The sequence below is a fragment of the Paracoccus sp. SSK6 genome, assembly GCF_039770665.1.
Lineage (GTDB): Bacteria > Pseudomonadota > Alphaproteobacteria > Rhodobacterales > Rhodobacteraceae > Paracoccus.
Genome location: NZ_JBDPNJ010000007.1, coordinates 68,154 through 83,323, shown reverse-complemented (window position 1 = coordinate 83,323; position 15,170 = coordinate 68,154). Strand labels below are relative to the sequence as shown.

The following is a 15,170-nucleotide window of genomic DNA, read 5'->3' as shown; positions in this document are numbered from 1 at the left end:
TCAGAGGCATCGTTCCTGTCTAGGGCAAGCGGGTGCCGCCGCGCCGCGATTCCCTCATCCTCTCGATCTTGTCGAATATCGGGGCAAGCCTGCCGCGATGATAGGTCAGCCCCTCGTAAACCGTGTAGATCCGCCTTGCCCAGCCCAGATAGATCTGTGGTCGGCCCGTCATTGCCGCCAGCCGCGCCATCCGATGCGAGCCGCGGCTGATCGCGGCGCGGGTGCGATAGACCAGCTTCCGCCGCCAGCCGATCGCTTCGGCCTGCGGCGCGACGCGCTTCACTGGCTGGATGCCGCGTTTCGCCCAGGTCAGGCGATAGGCCAGCCCCTCGCGCCGCTGGCGGAAGCCCGCCGCCTGGGTGTCGGCCACGAAATCGGCATCGACTTCTTCCAACTCCAGCCGCCCCTCGGCGCGGGCCTCGTCGATGATCCGCTGAATCAGGGGCGCGCGGACCACCACCACGTTGGTGCCCCTCCCATCCGAGGAATAGGGCTCCACCCAGGCATCGCCAAAGCTGACATCCGCCGTTTCCGCCACCACGTCGTCGCAGAAGTTGCAGGCCGAGTTCTGGAAATACCCCGCGCCCCAGTCGCCATCCGCCAGATGGAACCATTCGTTCTGCACCGTCGAGCCGTCGTCCAGCGTCAGATGCGCCGTGTACCAGTTCGCGGGCCGGTTCGCGTCTTTCAGCCGGTATTCGACCGCCCGCACCCGGTCATGGTCCGCGCCAAGCTGCCAGGCGAAGCTTTGCACGAAGCGCGCGCTTTTCATGTGACCGCAGAAAAGGCCAAGGAAATGCGTGATCCGTTCCGCCAGCACCGGATCCTGCGCGCGGGCCAGATGCACGGCCTTGATGAAGCAGGGAATGCCGACCACGGCATAGCGGCCCGGGGTGGCGCGGACCTGATCCAGAACCTTGGCCAGATGGATGGGGTGATAGCGGGACCGGGCGCCGGCCAGCAGTTCATTCTGTGATCGGCTGATGCGATAGCCGAAGAAAGGTTCCCCCGGCGCGCCCGGATGGACGTGCAGCACGCCGTCGATCTCGCCCCGCCGCATCAGCTCGGCCGCGACCCAGCTGACCATGCCGCCGGAACTGCCGCGTTCCCGGAAGGGCGGCTCGGCTACCGCGCCGACGTGGCAGGAGGTGTAGCGGCCCAAGCGCGCGTCGTGCTGCGGCGCGTCGGGGAAGCAGGCGGCGGCGATGGCGTCCTCGTTCGTCGCCTCGGGTGAAAACGGGCAGAGTTTCGCAAACTCCTCGCTGCGCCGCCGGGTGGCGGGGCCGGTCGGCTTCAACTGGCCGTAGCCGTCCCATTCCATCCGCGCGTCGGCGCCCGAAGCGCAAGAACCGCAGCCGATGCAGAGGCCCGAGCGGACGATCTGCGCGGGACTGAGCGCCCGCGTCATGCCCGCCCCGCCAGCGCCGCGTCGAGCCAGGCCGCCGACTGCGCCCGCAAATCGGCAATCCGCGCTTGAATCGCGTCCGAAACCGGCTCGGCCAGCAGCGCGCCCACGTCGGCGGGGTCGCGGTCCTCGAAGGTCAGGTGGCGCTCGGCCCCCAGCAGCGCGGTCAGGTCGCGGACCTTGGTCCAGCGGTAATCCGAGGGCGCGCAGACCAGCGGCTTGCCGTTCGCCAAGGCGAAACAGCAGCCGTGGAAATAGGTCGTCGCCACCGCCTGCGCGCCCGCCACAAGCGCCGCGAACTCCTGCGGCCCCGCGTCCAGCCGCTGCTCGTCCGCCCAGTCGTTGCGGTAACCCACGCTGATCGTCCGCAGGCCGCGCGCGCGGGCGGCCTCGCTGACGCGCACGGCGAACCAGTCGGGAATGTGGTGGCCGTAGACCAGCACATAGGGTGCTTCGTCCACCGCCTGAACCTGCGGCGGGTTCAGCAGCACCGGGTCCAGCACCATCGCCGGTTCCCTTCCCAGGGCCCTCGCCACCAATCCAAAACTGTTGTCGTCGCGCACCGAGATCGCATCCAGCGCGCGCAGGCGTTCCGACCACTGCGGCTCGACGAAATCGGCGGCGTAGTTCCCGAAGCTCGCGGCATAGGTGACGGTGCGAGAGGCCGCGATCCCGTCGCCCCAGAAGACCGGCTTGCCGCCATACCAGGGATGCGAGAGGTTCAGCACCTCGTCGCTGCCGATCACCGCCAGATCCACCGGGGGCATTGCGGACGGATTGTCCAGGTCGAAGGGCGCCGACAGCGGCAGGGCGCGGAAGGCGGCCACGAACTTCCGCAGCTTGCGCCCGTATTGCGCCACATCCGCGCGCGACGAGCGGTCCGGCGTCAGCGGCTGGAAGGCATAGCGCCATTCGCGCGACGTGACCTCGCGGGAATGGTGGTCCAGAAGAACGGCGTCATGGCCGCGCGCGGCGATGGCCTCGACCAGGCAGCGGGCCTGCCAGTAGCTGCCATAGTTGATGCAGCGGTGGAAGGTCAGGACGCCGACCCGCATCCTATCGGCCATAGATCCGGTCGATCACCCGCGCGACCGTCACCAGATGCCGCGCCTGATCGTCAAAGCGCGCTCCTTGGGAAAGCCGCGCCAGCCAGTCCACCGCCGCGCGCCCGCCCCAGTCGTCGGGCGGCTCGGCCAGGGGTTCGGCTTGGATATGGTGATGCCGCTCGGCCCGCAGGTCGTAGAACGATCCGTTGACGTTCCGCAGGCTCGCCCCCCCTTCCGTCCCGTAGAACTCGGCCGCGATCACCGCCTCGCGCCCGGCCTGCAGCCCCCAGGAGCAGGCGAGCCGCACCACGGTTCCGCCCGCGAGGTCCAGCGTGGCCAAGGCGTAATCCTCGACCTGCGCCGAGGGATCGGCCAAGGGTGCACCCTTGGCGTAAAGGCGGCTTTCGACGCCCGTGACCTCGGGCCACCCCAGCGACCACAGCGCAAGGTCGATCAGGTGGACGCCCAGGTCCACCACGCAGCCGCCGCCAGACAGCGCGGGATCATAGAACCACGGCTTGTCCGGCCCCCAGGCGTTGTGGAAGGTCACGTCCACGCCGAAGACATGGCCCAGGGCGCCCGTGTCCAGCAGCGGCCGGATCGCGGCCATGGCGGCGGTCTGGCGATAGGATAGGTCCACGCCCAGCAGCCGGTCGGCGCGTTGCGCGGCCCTTACCACCTCCGCCACCTCCGGCCCGGTGCGGCCCAGGGGCTTCTGGCAGAAGACGGCCTTGCCCGCGTTCAGGGCGGCGATGGACTGCTCGGCGTGCGCCGCGCTGGGGGTGGCGATCACCACGGCGTCGATGTCTTCGCGCAGCAGGGCGTCCAAGCCGTCCACCCGCCGCGCACCCGGCGCCAGTTTCAGCGCCTCGGCCGCGCCGGTGTCGTCGGGCTCGGCCACGGCCACGATCTCGGCAAGCCCCGTGACTGCCAGCGCCGCCATCCGGTGCCGCCCGATCCAGCCGGTGCCGAGGAAACCAAGACGCGGCTTCACAGCGCCACCCAGGCCTTGACGAAAGCGCCCGGCTTGTCGCGGGTCGCTGCCAGCGCCTCTCCCAACTGGTCCAGCGCGTAAGTCCCCGTCAGCAGCGGCCCCAGGTCCAGCCGGCCTGATGCCAGCGCATCGACCGCCGCCCGCAGGCCCCCCACGCGCACGCCCGCGTCGCGTTCATGGGCGCTGACGATGTCGATGCCCTTCCAGTTCCACATCTGCATGTTCACTTGCCGGGGTCCGTCCTGGTGATAGCCTGCGATCACCAGACGCCCGCCCTCGGCCACCAGTTCCCCCGCAAGATCCAGCGGCCACTGCTTGCCCACGCATTCGATCACCCGTTCCGCCATGCGGCCACCCGTCAGGCGCTTCACATCCTCGATGATGCGCCAGTGGTCGTCCATGGGGATGGTTTCCGCCGCGCCCATGCGGCGGGCGAGGTCCAGCGTCTCGGCCCGGCGCGACACGGCGATCACCTTTGCCCCCGCGTCCGTGGCCAGCCGCGTCAGGATCGCGCCCAGGAAGCCGATGCCGACGATCACCACCGTCTGTCCCGCCCGCACGTCCGACCGCGCGAAGATGTTCATGGCGCAGGCCACGGGTTCGCCCGGAACCGGCATCCCGTCCAGGGACGCGGGCAGCGGCACCACCATGTCGGCCTGCGCCACGTCGTATTCCGCATAGGACCGTTCGGTCAGCGCGGTCACCCGGTCCCCCATGGACAGGCCCTGCACCCCCTCGCCCAAGGCGACGATCCGGCCCCAGCCCTCGTGCCCCATGCCGCCGGGCGCGCCGGGCCAGGTGGACCAGGGCTGGCCCTCCCAGGGTTCCACGTTGGACGCGCAGACGCCGCAGCCTTCCAGCCGGATCAGCACCTCGCCCGGACCGGGCCGGGGAACGGGCACTTCGGCCACGGAAAACCGTTGCGGTCCTTCAAGGACCGCCGCACGCATGGTCTGGGTCATCTGTCGTCTCCCGGAACCAAGGGGCTGCCCGGTCCCTTCTTGTGCAAGGCATGATTGGCGAGGTTGTCATGGACCGCAAGGATCCCGTCCCCTCTGGGGAAGGCATGAAGGAGCAACTGACCAGCAACATCATGCGGCTGGTCCAGCGGCGCCGTCAGGAGGATGCCCGCGCCTCGCCCAGCGACAAGATCGCGGAACGGATCACCCGGATCGCAGGGTCGATGACCTTCATCGTTCTGCATATCGTCTTCTACGGAGGGGCGCTGCTGGTCCTGACGGACCTGATCCCCGTGCCGATCCCCTTCGGCGACGGGCTGGGGCTGATCGGGTCGGTCGCCTCGACCGAGGCGATCTTCCTGTCGCTGTTCGTCCTGATGAACCAGCGGCGCGAGGAACAGCGCGCCGACAGCCGCGCCGATTTCACCCTGCATGTCAGCCTGCTGACCGAGGACGAGCTGACCAAGCTTGCGACCGTCATCCACCGCATGGCCGAGAAGCTGGACGTTCCGATAGACGAGCAAGCCGCCGAAGAGGTCGAGAAGAACGTCGATCCCGAGCAGGTGCTGGATGCGCTGGAGGATATCGGCGGGGGCGACGGCGCCCCCGGTCATCCCCGCACCGATCACGACGCGGGCGCCGCGACGGGCAAGCCTTCCGCGATAAAAGCCTCGACCGCATCGTAGGCTTCGTCATCGGTCATCTGCTCGGGCGGGTGCTTGCAGAAATACGCCGCAGGCGCCAGCACCGGCCCCGACAACCCACGGTCGCGGGCGATGGCGGCGCAGCGGATCATGTCGATGGCGACGCCCGCGGAATTGGGGCTGTCCTCGACCGACAGGCGCAGTTCCAGGTTCATGGGGACGCCGCCGAACAATTCGCCCTCCATCCGCAGGAAGCAGACCTTGTTGTCGTTCTGCCAGGCGACATAGTCGGACGGGCCGACATGGATGTTCTCGTCCGCGATCCGGTCGGCGGCGACGGACTGCACGGCCTCGGTCTTGGAGATCTTCTTCTTCTCCAGGCGCTTGTGGTTCGCCATGTTCAGGAAGTCGGTGTTCCCGCCGGTGTTGAGCTGATAGGTCCGGCACAGCTTGACGCCGCGCTTGTGGAACAGGTCGGTCAGCACACGGTGGACGATGGTGGCGCCAAGCTGCGCCTTGATGTCGTCGCCGATGATTGGCACGCCCGCCTTTTCGAACCGCTGCGCCCATTCGGGGTCCGAGGCGATGAAGACCGGGATGTTGTTGACGAAGGCCACCCCGGCCTCCAGCGCGCATTCGGCATAGAATTCCGTCGCCTGCTGGCTGCCCACGGGCAGATAGTTCATCAGCACGTCCACACCCGCGTCGCGCAGGGCGGCCACCACATCGGCGCGCGAAGGCTCGGGCGCGTCGGCGGGAACGAAGGTCCGCGCCTCGGGGTAATCGGCCATATGCTCGGCCACGCCGTCGAGGATCCGGCCCATGCGGACCACGGCGCCGGTGTCGGGCACCTCGGGGGCGAAAACGGCGGTGCAGTTCGGGGGCGCGAAGATCGCCTGCGCCACGTCGCGGCCAACCTTGCGGGCGTCGATGTCCCATGCCGCCACCACGCGGATGTCGTCGGGGCGATAGCCCGCAAGGCTGTGGTGCATCAGCCCCGTGGCATCGTTGCGCCCGGCATAATGCGCCAGCCCCTGCACCAGGGAACTGGCGCAGTTGCCGACCCCGATGATGGCGATGTTGATCGGCATGTGGGCGTCTTTCATGGATGGACCTTCGGATCGGGACGGGTCAAGTCAGGGCGGCCAGCTTTGTAGCTGGCTGCGCTTCAACCCGTCGGGGCGCATATCGTTCAATCATCGCCGCGCAGAAATCGGCGAACTGTTGCGGATCATGCGGCGGGCTGGTGTGATGGGCGCCGGGGCCCAGATGTTCGGGCGTGAAGCAGAAGGTCACGGTGGTGTCGAAATCCGCCAGCGCCTCCATCTGCCGGTCGAACCAGCCCAGCGCGTCGGGGCGGAAGCTGTCGGCCCAGGACAGGCCCGTGCGCAGGTGGCGCACGCCCAGCCGTTTCATCCAGGCCACCGCGTCGTCCAGGCGCGGATCCTGGTAATGGAACCACTGCATCAGCCCCATGTCCGCGGCATGAGGCGCATAGGCCTCCAGCCCCGGCTTGGGCGTGCCGTCGGCGCGGATCAGGCCCATGTAGAAATGGCGGTAATAGGACGACCCTTCCGCCTCTCGGTGGCGGGTCGTGGCGCCCCATTCCTGCGGCAGGTCGAAGAGCGAATACCAGAAGATGCGCGGCACACGGCCGACCAGCAGTTCCGCCGTTTTCTGCACGCCGAAGACCTGCACCTCCTCGGCGCCGAAACTGCCCACGCCTACTTCCGTCACCCAGACGGGCTTTTCCGTGACCGCCTCGATCTCGGCCACCTTGGCGGGCCATTCGTGGATCTGCCACAGGTTCCAGTCCAGCGGAAAGCCATGGACCGCGACCACGTCCACATGGTCCAGCGCGCCATGGCCATCCATCCGCTGCACCCACAGGGGGTCGATGGGCGACATGCCGCCCAACACGCGGGTGATTGCGGGATTCACATCCTTGATCGCCTGCCCCGCCAGCGTCACGCACTGGGCAAAGCGCGACCAGTCCGGGTCCAGTTCGGGATCCCAGTGGGACTTGTTGTTCGGCTCGTTCCAGATCATCGCGGCTTCGATCATCGGGCAGGCTCCTCGGGTCGGGCGGGATAGACCACGTGGGGTCCGTAATTGGCGAAGGGCACCGGACTGGTGCGGCACAGATAGACCTCGTCGGCAGGACCGGCTTCCACCGCAAAGCCCGAGGCGCGCAGCATCGCCTCGACGCCTGCGCGGTTCGGCACCCACCAGTTGGTCCAGTCATTGGCCCACTGGCGCTCGATGAAGGCCATGCGCGGCCAGTCGGGCTGCTGGAAATGGGCGTCTTCCGAGAAATCGTAATCCTCGGCGGGCACGGCGACCGTATCCGGGCCGCGCGTCAGCGTCTGGAACAGCATCAGATCGCCCGCGACATGTTCGCGGATCAGGTCCAGCGCCAGAAGCGGATGGCGCAGGTGGTACAGCACCCCCATGAAGACGACCAGGTCGAAGCGTTCCCCCAAGGCGGCCACGTCATAGACGCCCATCTGCCGGAACTCGACCCCGTCCATGTCCAGCACTTCGGCCGCGAAGCGGGCCTGCGCCAGATAGCGGGCGTCGGTGTCGATCCCAAGGACGCGGGCGGCGCCCCTGCGGCGCATCTCGAAGCTGTAGAAACCGGCGTTGCAGCCGATGTCCAGCACCGTCTTGCCGGTCAGATCCTCGGGCACCAGATGCGAGAAGCGGGAGAACTTGTCGGCGGGATAATCACCCAGGAAATGTTCGGGCGCGGTGCGGACACCGCAAAGGTCCAAGTTCTGGAACCAGGGACCAAGCCCTTCAATCTTTTGGATAATCTGCGTTTCGTTCATTATCCGTTCCGTCACTCCCTGCCATTCATGGTTAGGACATGCGACGGGCCTTGTCCATGCGCCATCATCCAACTGATGGATGCGGGCGCGATCTCGAACCGCAGGATGTTGTCCAGGGCAAGGCCCAAGGCATGGGCGATCACCCCCCGGATCACGTCGCAATGGCTGACGCAAAGGACCGGCCCGCCGCCCTGTTCTGCCAGACCGTCCAGAAAGGCCAGGGCCCGCGCGACGGCAGCGGCCATCGTCTCTCCCCCCGGCGTGGGGGCGGTCCCGCGCGCGGCGTTCCAGTGCTGCCATGCGGGGTCGGTGTCCAGGTCGGCAAAGCGCGCGCCCGACCAGCCGCCGAAGTCGATCTCATCCAGCGCATCCGCATGGACCGGCGCCAGGCCCAGCCCTTGCCCAAGGATCGCGGCGGTCTCGACCGTGCGGCGGCGGGGACTGGTGGCGATGGCGGTGACGCCCCGCCGGGCAAGACGCCGCGCCAGCGCCGCCGTCTCCTCCCGCCCCGCCGCGTTCAGCGGGATGTCGCGCGTCCGCCCGCTCAGCCAGGTGCCCAGGTCGTCATGCGAACCATGGCGGACCAGTCCGATCAGCACGCTCATGCCCGGCGCCGATCTGCGGGTGCGAAGGGCAAGCAACAAAGATCAAGAAGAAGATGGAACCAAACCTGCATGGAAGCTTTTACATCATAACACTGAAACCGTTGCAATTTCTGAAACAGAGAACGGGGGACACATTGGAAAAGGTTCTGATCACCGGCGGCGCAGGCTTCATCGGACGCTTCGTCACCGACGAATTGCTGCGGCGAGGACACCAGGTCCGTGTGCTGGATGCGCTGATCCCGCAGGTCCACGGAGAGGGCGCAACCCGCCCCGAAGCGCTGAACAAGGAAGCCGAGTTCATCCAGGGCGACGTGCGCGACGGCGATGCGGTCGCCCGCGCGCTGAAGGGCGTGGACAGCGTGGTGCATCTGGCCGCCGAGGTCGGCGTGGGCCAGTCGATGTACGAGGTCGAGCGCTATACCTCGACCAACGACGTGGGCACCGCCGTCCTGTTCGAGAAGCTGATCGACAACCCTGTGCGCCGCGTCGTCACTGCCTCGTCCATGTCGATCTATGGCGAGGGGCTTTACCGCGACGCCGACGGCACGCTGGTCGAGGATGCCGAGCGCGTGGGCATCCGCGACGGGCTGAAGCAATGGGATCCCGTGGACGACGAGGACCGCCCGCTGACACCCGTGGCGACGCCCGAATGGAAGCGCCCGAACCTTGCATCCATCTATGCGCTGAACAAGTTCGTGCAGGAACGCACCACCCATATCATGTCCGCCCCCTACGGGATCGAAGGGGTGTGCCTGCGGCTGTTCAACGTCTTCGGCCCCGGACAGGCGCTGTCGAACCCCTATACCGGGGTGCTCGCGATCTTCGCCTCGCGCTATCTCAACGGGCAAGCCCCGATGATCTTCGAGGACGGTGAACAGCGCCGCGACTTCGTCCATGTGTCCGACGTGGCCCGCGCCTTCGCCGAGGCGCTGTCCCTGCCGCAGGCGGCGGGCGGCACCTTCAACATCGGCTCGGGCAACGACCGGTCCGTGACCGAGGTCGCGCAGGAACTGGGCCGCGCGATGGGCCGCAATTCGCTGGAACCGCAGATCGTCGGCAAGGCCCGCATCGGCGACATCCGCCATTGCTTCTGCGACACGACGCTCGCGGCCGAAAAGCTGGGCTTCACCGCCCGGACCGACTTCCGCGAAGGGCTGGCGGAACTGGCCGAATGGGTCGCCAGCCAGACGGCCGTGGACCGGGTGGACCAGATGCGCGCCGAACTCGACAAGCGCGGGCTGGTGGCATGACGGGGCGTCTGGACCCCGCCGCCGATCCCCGCCCGGTGCTGGTCACGGGCGGGGCGGGATTCATCGGATCGAACCTTGCCGACCGGCTGGCGGGCGATGGCCACCGCGTCATCGTCTATGACGCGATGAGTCGCCCCGGCGTGGAACGCAACCTTGCCTGGCTGCAAACCCGCCATGGCGACCGGATCGAGCATATCCAGGCTGACATCCGCGACGCCGCGCGCATGGCACAAGCGGCGCGCGAGGCGAAGGTGGTGTTCCACCTCGCCGCCCAGGTCGCCGTGACCACCAGCATGGTCGAGCCGGTCGAGGACATGACGATCAACCTGATCGGCACCATGAACCTGCTGGAGGCGCTTCGCGCCAAGAACGACGGCACGCCGCTGATCTTCGCCTCGACCAACAAGGTCTATGGGGATCTGGCCGATCTCGACTTCGCGCTGAAAGGCGAGGCTTACCAGCCGACCAACGCGCAGGTCCGCGCGCATGGCATCGGCGAGGCCCGCCCGTTGGACTTCCACACCCCCTATGGCTGTTCCAAGGGCGCGGCGGACCAGTATGTGCTGGACTATGCCCGCAGCTTCGGCGTGCCGACCTGCGTGCTGCGCATGTCCTGCATCTATGGCCAGCGCCAGATGGGGACCGAGGACCAGGGCTGGGTCGCCCATTTCCTGATCCGCGCGCTGAGGGGCCAGCCCATCACCCTGTTCGGCGACGGCTGCCAGGTCCGCGACATTCTCGACGTGTCGAACGCGGTGGAAGCCTATCTGGCGGCTTGGGCGCGGATCGAAGAGGTGCAGGGACGCGTCTTCAACCTCGGCGGGGGGCCGAAGAACGCGGTCAGCCTGCGACAGTTGCTGGACTTCGTGGGCCGGATCATCGACCGGCCCGTGGACATCGCCTATTCCGACTGGCGCGCGGGCGACCAGCGCTATTTCGTGGCCGACACGCGGGCGGCGGAACAGGCGCTGGGCCTGTCGCCCAAGGTGGACTGGCAGGACGGCGTCACGCGGCTGGCCCAGTGGCTGGCTGCGGAAAACGGCGTGAACCTGCCCGTGGGGCACCCGCCCCTGAAGCAGTCCGCATGATGCGGTTGCTGATGACCACCGATGCGGTCGGCGGGGTCTGGCAATATTCGCTGGAACTCGCCGCCGCGCTGGGGGCCGAGGTCACGCTGGCGGTGCTGGGCCCCGCGCCCGACGCCGACCAGCGCGCGGCGGCGGAGGCGGCGCGGGTGCGGCTGGTCGAGACGGGCCTGCCGCTCGACTGGCTGAGCGACGGCCCCGCACCGGTGCTGGCGGCAGGCGAGGTCGTGGCCCGGCTGGCGCACGAGGTGGGGGCCGAGGTCGTCCACCTGAACGCCCCCGCGCTGGCGGTTGCCCGCTTCGCGCAGCCGGTCGTTGCGGTGAACCACGGCTGCCTCGGCACCTGGTGGGACGCGGCGCGCGGCGGTCCCGTGGACCCTGCGCTCGCCTGGCTGCCGGAACTGGTCGGCCAGGGCCTGCGCGCGGCGGATCGCGTGGTGGCGCCCACCCGCGCCTATGCGGAGGCTACCGCGCGGCGCTACAGTCTGCCCGTGACGCCCGCGGCAGTCCACAACGGCCGCACTGCGAAGCCCCTGCCCGCAGCGCAGCCCTTCCACGGCGCGCTGACGGTCGGGCGGCTCTGGGACGAGGTGAAGGACACGGCCACGCTCGATGCAGCGGCGGCCCTGCTGGACGCGCCCGTCGTCGCCGTCGGCGCGACCCGCGCGCCGCACGGCGCGACGGTCACGCCCGCGCATCTGCAAGCCACCGGCCCCCTGCCCGCCGAAATCATCGGCCACTGGCTGGCCCGCCGCCCGGTCTTCACCAGCGCCGCGCGGTTCGAACCCTTTGGCCTTGCCGTGCTGGAAGCCGCGCAGGCCGGCTGCCCGCTGGTTCTGTCGGATATCCCGACCTTCCGCGAACTCTGGGACGGTGCCGCCACCTTTGTCGCGCCCGGCGACGCGCAGGGCTTTGCCGATGCCGTTGCCGGGCTGCTGGCCGAACCCGCGCGCCATGCTGCGCTTGGGCAGGCCGCCCGCCAGCACGCAGCCCGCTACACCCCCGCCGCGACGGCCGACCGGATGGCCGAAATCTATCGCGATGCGCTTTCGAGACGGACCCAAGCCGCATGAAGATCGTCTATTTCACCCATTCGCTGCAAAGCTGCTGGAACCACGGCAACGCCCATTTCCTGCGCGGCGTGCTGCGGGAACTGGTGGCGCTGGGCCACCACGTCCGCGCGCTGGAACCACAGGGCGCCTGGAGCCTGGAGAACCTGCTGCGCGACCACGGGCAGGCGGGGCTTGACCCCTTCCGCCGGAACTATCCCGACCTGTCCGTCGAGACCTATGACCCCGCCGCCGATCCGGTGGATCTGGCGGGCGATGCCGACCTGGTGATCGTTCATGAATGGAACGACCCGGCGCTGGCGGCCACGCTGGGCAAGGCCCGCAAGGGGGCCGCGCGGTTCAAGCTGCTGTTCCACGACACCCACCACCGCGCAGTCAGCGACCCCGACGCCATCCGCGCCTTTGACCTGTCGGGCTTCGACGGCGTGCTGGCCTTTGGCGAGACGCTGTCCGAGGTTTACCGCCGCTGGGGTTGGGGCGACCGCGTCTGGACCTGGCACGAGGCCGCCGACACCCGTCTGTTCCACCCGCCCGCGCAAGAAACCGCGCGCGAGGGGCTGGTCTGGATCGGCAACTGGGGCGACGGCGAGCGGACTGAGGAGTTGGAACGCTTCCTGTTCCGCCCGGCGCAACAGGCCGAACTGCCGCTCGACATCTACGGCGTCCGCTATCCGGCCGAGGCGCTGGCGACCTTGGATCGCTACCGCGTGCGCTATCATGGCTGGGCGCCCAATGCCGCGGCACCCGGCATCTTTGCGCGCCACATGGCCACGGTCCACGTGCCGCGCCGGTTCTACACCACGATGCTGCCCGGCATCCCCACGATCCGCGTCTTCGAGGCCCTTGCCTGCGGAATCCCCCTTGTGTCTGCCCCGTGGGAAGACAGCGAAAACCTGTTCCGCCCCGACCAGGATTTCCTATTCGCGCGTGACGGCGCGGAAATGACCACCCATCTGCGCGACCTTTCGCATGACCCCGCCCTGCGCGCCTCGCTTGTCGCGCATGGGTTGGAGACCATCCGCGCCCGCCACACCTGCGCCCACCGCGCGCAGGAACTTCTGTCCATCGCCGCTCAGCTCGGCCTCAACCTCGGAGCCTCCGCGGCATGAAGATCGCCTTTTACGGATCCAGCCTTCTGTCGTCCTACTGGAACGGCGCGGCCACCTATTACCGCGGCATCCTCGGCGAACTCGCCAAGCGCGGCTACCAGATCACCTTCTATGAACCCGACGCTTTCGACCGCCAGAAGCACCGCGACATCGACCCGCCGGACTGGTGCCGCTCGGTCGTCTATCCCGCGACCGAGGACGCCATGCGCGGCGTTCTGGCCGAGGCGGCAGATGCCGACATCGTGGTCAAGGCCAACGGCGTGGGCGTCTTCGACCGCGAACTGCTGGAGGGCATCATCGCCCATGCCCGCCCCGGCGCACTGCGGATCTTCTGGGACGTGGACGCCGCCGCCACGCTGGACGAGATGCGGGCGGACGCAAGCCATCCCGTGCGCCGGGCGCTGCCCGGCCTCGACATGGTGCTGACCTATGGCGGCGGCCCCCCGGTGGTCGAGGCCTATCGCGGCTTCGGCGCCAAGCTTTGCGAGCCGGTCTACAACGCGCTGGACCCCGCCACGCACCATCCCGCGCCGGCGGATCCCAAGTTCGCCTCGGACCTCGCCTTCCTCGGCAACCGCCTGCCCGACCGCGAGGCGCGGGTCGAGGAGTTCTTCCTCAAGCCCGCCGCACAGCTCCCGGACCGCAGCTTCCTGATCGGCGGCAATGGCTGGGACAGCAAGCCGATGCCCGACAATGTCCGCCACCTGGGCCATGTCTACACGACCGAGCACAACGCCTTCAACTGCACGCCGCTGGCGGTCCTGAACGTCGCCCGCGACAGCATGGCGAATGTGGGCTTTTCCCCCGCGACCCGCGTCTTCGAGGCGGCGGGCGCAGCGGCCTGCCTCATCACCGACGCCTGGGAGGGGATCGAGCTGTTCCTGACCCCGAACTCCGAGGTGCTGGTCGCCCGCGACGGGCAGGACGTGGCCGACCATCTGGCGGCGCTGACGCCGGAACGGGCGCGCGAGATCGGCCAGGCCGCGCTGGCGCGGATCAAAGGGGAACACACCTATGCTCTGCGCGGGGCGCAGGTGGACGCGCTGTTCAAGGCCCATGCGCCGCAGCTTGAGGAGGCCCGGGCATGAAGCTGGTCGTCCTTGGGCTGTCGCTGTCGTCCTCCTGGGGGAACGGCCATGCCACCACCTTCCGGGCGCTGCTCAAGTCCTTCGCCCGGCGCGGGCACGAGATCCTGTTCCTCGAACGCGACGTGCCCTGGTATGCCAGCCAGCGCGACCTGACCGATCCTGACTGGTGCCGGCTGGAGTTCTACGCCGACCTTGCCGGGCTGGATCGCTGGCGCGACCAGATCGCGCAGGCGGATGCGGTGATTGTCGGCTCCTACGTACCCGAAGGCGTCGAGGTGTCCCGCCGCGTCCAGAAATGGGCGCGCGGCACGACCGCCTTTTACGACATCGACACGCCCGTGACGCTGGCGAAGCTGGAACGGGGCGATTTCGAATATCTCTCGCCCGAGGTGATCCCGGGCTTCGATGTCTACCTGTCCTTCACCGGCGGCCCGACCCTGCGCCATATCGAAAGCCGCTACGGATCGCCCATGGCACGGGCGCTGTATTGCTCGGTCGATCTGGACCTTTACGGCCCGCGAAAGGTGCCGAAACGCTGGGATCTCTCCTATCTGGGCACCTACAGCGACGACCGCCAGCCGACGCTGGAACGGCTGCTGCTGGAACCCGCCCGCCGCCGCCCCGACCTGGCGTTCGTGGTGGCGGGGCCGCAGTATCCGGCGGGCATCGACTGGCCCGCGAACGTGGAACGGATCGAGCATTGCCCGCCCGCCGACCACGCCGATTTCTACTCGGCCAGCCGCTTCACCCTGAACGTGACGCGGGCCGACATGATCCGCGCGGGCTTCTCGCCATCCGTCCGCCTGTTCGAGGCGGGAGCCTGCGCCACGCCCATCATCTCGGACCGCTGGGACGGGATCGAGACATTGTTCCGGCCGGGGTCCGAGATCGTCCTGGCCGACGGCGCGGCCGATGTGCTGGCCGCGCTGGACAGCGATGCCGGCGCCATGGGCCGCGCGGCGCGGGCGCGGATCGAATCCGCGCATAGCGCCGATCATCGCGCGGCCGAACTGGAAGCCCACCTGACCGAGGCGGCACATCACAAGACTGGCGCCCGTCCAGTCGAAACAGCAGAGGGATAAGC

At 68.6% G+C, this 15,170-nt stretch carries 15 protein-coding genes; 7 read left to right on the top strand and 8 right to left on the bottom strand.

What is annotated here, in order from left to right:
• Positions 1 to 19: 19 nt before the first annotated feature.
• From AAIL68_RS07215 to AAIL68_RS07200, 4 genes are read right to left on the bottom strand one after another with little or no spacing between them, the layout of a single operon-like run.
• On the bottom strand, positions 20 to 1,408 hold the full coding sequence (locus AAIL68_RS07215) for a Coenzyme F420 hydrogenase/dehydrogenase, beta subunit C-terminal domain (RefSeq protein WP_347139010.1): 1,389 nt from the start codon (positions 1,406 to 1,408) through the stop codon (positions 20 to 22).
• Positions 1,405 to 2,460: a polysaccharide pyruvyl transferase family protein gene (locus AAIL68_RS07210; protein WP_347139008.1), complete on the bottom strand. Its 1,056-nt coding sequence runs from the start codon at positions 2,458 to 2,460 to the stop codon at positions 1,405 to 1,407. The genes AAIL68_RS07215 and AAIL68_RS07210 overlap by 4 nt, the downstream gene beginning before the upstream one ends.
• A 1-nt stretch (position 2,461) precedes the next feature.
• On the bottom strand, positions 2,462 to 3,445 hold the full coding sequence (locus AAIL68_RS07205) for a Gfo/Idh/MocA family oxidoreductase (protein ID WP_347139006.1): 984 nt from the start codon (positions 3,443 to 3,445) through the stop codon (positions 2,462 to 2,464).
• Positions 3,442 to 4,407 carry a zinc-binding dehydrogenase gene (locus tag AAIL68_RS07200; RefSeq protein ID WP_347139004.1) on the bottom strand — a complete coding sequence of 322 codons (966 nt, stop codon included), beginning with the start codon at positions 4,405 to 4,407 and terminating at the stop codon, positions 3,442 to 3,444. The genes AAIL68_RS07205 and AAIL68_RS07200 overlap by 4 nt, the downstream gene beginning before the upstream one ends.
• Before the next feature lie 50 nt (positions 4,408 to 4,457).
• Here AAIL68_RS07200 and AAIL68_RS07195 point away from each other — a divergent pair, with 50 nt between their 5' ends.
• On the top strand, positions 4,458 to 5,090 hold the full coding sequence (locus tag AAIL68_RS07195) for a DUF1003 domain-containing protein (protein WP_347139003.1): 633 nt from the start codon (positions 4,458 to 4,460) through the stop codon (positions 5,088 to 5,090).
• Here AAIL68_RS07195 and AAIL68_RS07190 read toward each other — a convergent pair.
• Genes AAIL68_RS07190 through AAIL68_RS07175 form a run of 4 tightly spaced genes read right to left on the bottom strand, consistent with a single transcriptional unit; the run spans position 5,030 to position 8,484 of the window.
• Positions 5,030 to 6,154: an inositol-3-phosphate synthase gene (locus tag AAIL68_RS07190; RefSeq protein ID WP_347139001.1), complete on the bottom strand. Its 1,125-nt coding sequence runs from the start codon at positions 6,152 to 6,154 to the stop codon at positions 5,030 to 5,032. The two genes, AAIL68_RS07195 and AAIL68_RS07190, sit on opposite strands and share 61 nt — an antisense overlap.
• A gap of 25 nt (positions 6,155 to 6,179) precedes the next feature.
• A complete protein-coding gene (locus AAIL68_RS07185) occupies positions 6,180 to 7,112 on the bottom strand; it encodes a glycosyl hydrolase (protein ID WP_347138999.1) in 933 nt (310 codons plus the stop codon).
• A complete protein-coding gene (locus AAIL68_RS07180) occupies positions 7,109 to 7,879 on the bottom strand; it encodes a TIGR04290 family methyltransferase (protein ID WP_347138998.1) in 771 nt (256 codons plus the stop codon). Before AAIL68_RS07180 ends, AAIL68_RS07185 begins: the two co-directional genes overlap by 4 nt.
• An 11-nt stretch (positions 7,880 to 7,890) precedes the next feature.
• A complete protein-coding gene (locus AAIL68_RS07175) occupies positions 7,891 to 8,484 on the bottom strand; it encodes a histidine phosphatase family protein (RefSeq protein ID WP_347138996.1) in 594 nt (197 codons plus the stop codon).
• A gap of 134 nt (positions 8,485 to 8,618) precedes the next feature.
• Between AAIL68_RS07175 and AAIL68_RS07170 the strand changes: the two genes are divergently transcribed.
• Genes AAIL68_RS07170 through AAIL68_RS07145 form a run of 6 tightly spaced genes read left to right on the top strand, consistent with a single transcriptional unit; the run spans position 8,619 to position 15,168 of the window.
• Positions 8,619 to 9,734, top strand: a complete 1,116-nt coding sequence (locus tag AAIL68_RS07170) for an NAD-dependent epimerase/dehydratase family protein (protein ID WP_347138995.1) — start codon at positions 8,619 to 8,621, stop codon at positions 9,732 to 9,734.
• Positions 9,731 to 10,822 (top strand): SDR family NAD(P)-dependent oxidoreductase, encoded by a 1,092-nt coding sequence (locus AAIL68_RS07165; RefSeq protein WP_347138994.1) that lies wholly within the window; start codon positions 9,731 to 9,733, stop codon positions 10,820 to 10,822. The genes AAIL68_RS07170 and AAIL68_RS07165 overlap by 4 nt, the downstream gene beginning before the upstream one ends.
• Positions 10,819 to 11,892, top strand: coding sequence for a glycosyltransferase family 4 protein (locus AAIL68_RS07160; RefSeq protein ID WP_347138993.1), 1,074 nt, complete (start codon positions 10,819 to 10,821; stop codon positions 11,890 to 11,892). Before AAIL68_RS07165 ends, AAIL68_RS07160 begins: the two co-directional genes overlap by 4 nt.
• A complete protein-coding gene (locus tag AAIL68_RS07155) occupies positions 11,889 to 12,998 on the top strand; it encodes a glycosyltransferase (protein ID WP_347138992.1) in 1,110 nt (369 codons plus the stop codon). The genes AAIL68_RS07160 and AAIL68_RS07155 overlap by 4 nt, the downstream gene beginning before the upstream one ends.
• Positions 12,995 to 14,086: a glycosyltransferase gene (locus tag AAIL68_RS07150; RefSeq protein ID WP_347138990.1), complete on the top strand. Its 1,092-nt coding sequence runs from the start codon at positions 12,995 to 12,997 to the stop codon at positions 14,084 to 14,086. Before AAIL68_RS07155 ends, AAIL68_RS07150 begins: the two co-directional genes overlap by 4 nt.
• On the top strand, positions 14,083 to 15,168 hold the full coding sequence (locus AAIL68_RS07145; RefSeq protein ID WP_347138989.1) for a glycosyltransferase: 1,086 nt from the start codon (positions 14,083 to 14,085) through the stop codon (positions 15,166 to 15,168). Before AAIL68_RS07150 ends, AAIL68_RS07145 begins: the two co-directional genes overlap by 4 nt.
• The last annotated feature ends 2 nt before the right edge of the window (positions 15,169 to 15,170 follow it).

Coding starts and splice junctions, on each gene's coding strand:
- AAIL68_RS07160 (WP_347138993.1), top strand. CDS start 10,819: ATGATGCGGTTGCTGATGACCACCGATGCGGTCGGCGGGGTCTGGCAA.
- AAIL68_RS07145 (WP_347138989.1), top strand. CDS start 14,083: ATGAAGCTGGTCGTCCTTGGGCTGTCGCTGTCGTCCTCCTGGGGGAAC.
- AAIL68_RS07210 (WP_347139008.1), bottom strand. CDS start 2,460: ATGCGGGTCGGCGTCCTGACCTTCCACCGCTGCATCAACTATGGCAGC.
- AAIL68_RS07215 (WP_347139010.1), bottom strand. CDS start 1,408: ATGACGCGGGCGCTCAGTCCCGCGCAGATCGTCCGCTCGGGCCTCTGC.
- AAIL68_RS07150 (WP_347138990.1), top strand. CDS start 12,995: ATGAAGATCGCCTTTTACGGATCCAGCCTTCTGTCGTCCTACTGGAAC.
- AAIL68_RS07195 (WP_347139003.1), top strand. CDS start 4,458: ATGATTGGCGAGGTTGTCATGGACCGCAAGGATCCCGTCCCCTCTGGG.
- AAIL68_RS07190 (WP_347139001.1), bottom strand. CDS start 6,154: ATGAAAGACGCCCACATGCCGATCAACATCGCCATCATCGGGGTCGGC.
- AAIL68_RS07175 (WP_347138996.1), bottom strand. CDS start 8,484: ATGAGCGTGCTGATCGGACTGGTCCGCCATGGTTCGCATGACGACCTG.
- AAIL68_RS07180 (WP_347138998.1), bottom strand. CDS start 7,879: ATGAACGAAACGCAGATTATCCAAAAGATTGAAGGGCTTGGTCCCTGG.
- AAIL68_RS07155 (WP_347138992.1), top strand. CDS start 11,889: ATGAAGATCGTCTATTTCACCCATTCGCTGCAAAGCTGCTGGAACCAC.
- AAIL68_RS07185 (WP_347138999.1), bottom strand. CDS start 7,112: ATGATCGAAGCCGCGATGATCTGGAACGAGCCGAACAACAAGTCCCAC.
- AAIL68_RS07200 (WP_347139004.1), bottom strand. CDS start 4,407: ATGACCCAGACCATGCGTGCGGCGGTCCTTGAAGGACCGCAACGGTTT.
- AAIL68_RS07165 (WP_347138994.1), top strand. CDS start 9,731: ATGACGGGGCGTCTGGACCCCGCCGCCGATCCCCGCCCGGTGCTGGTC.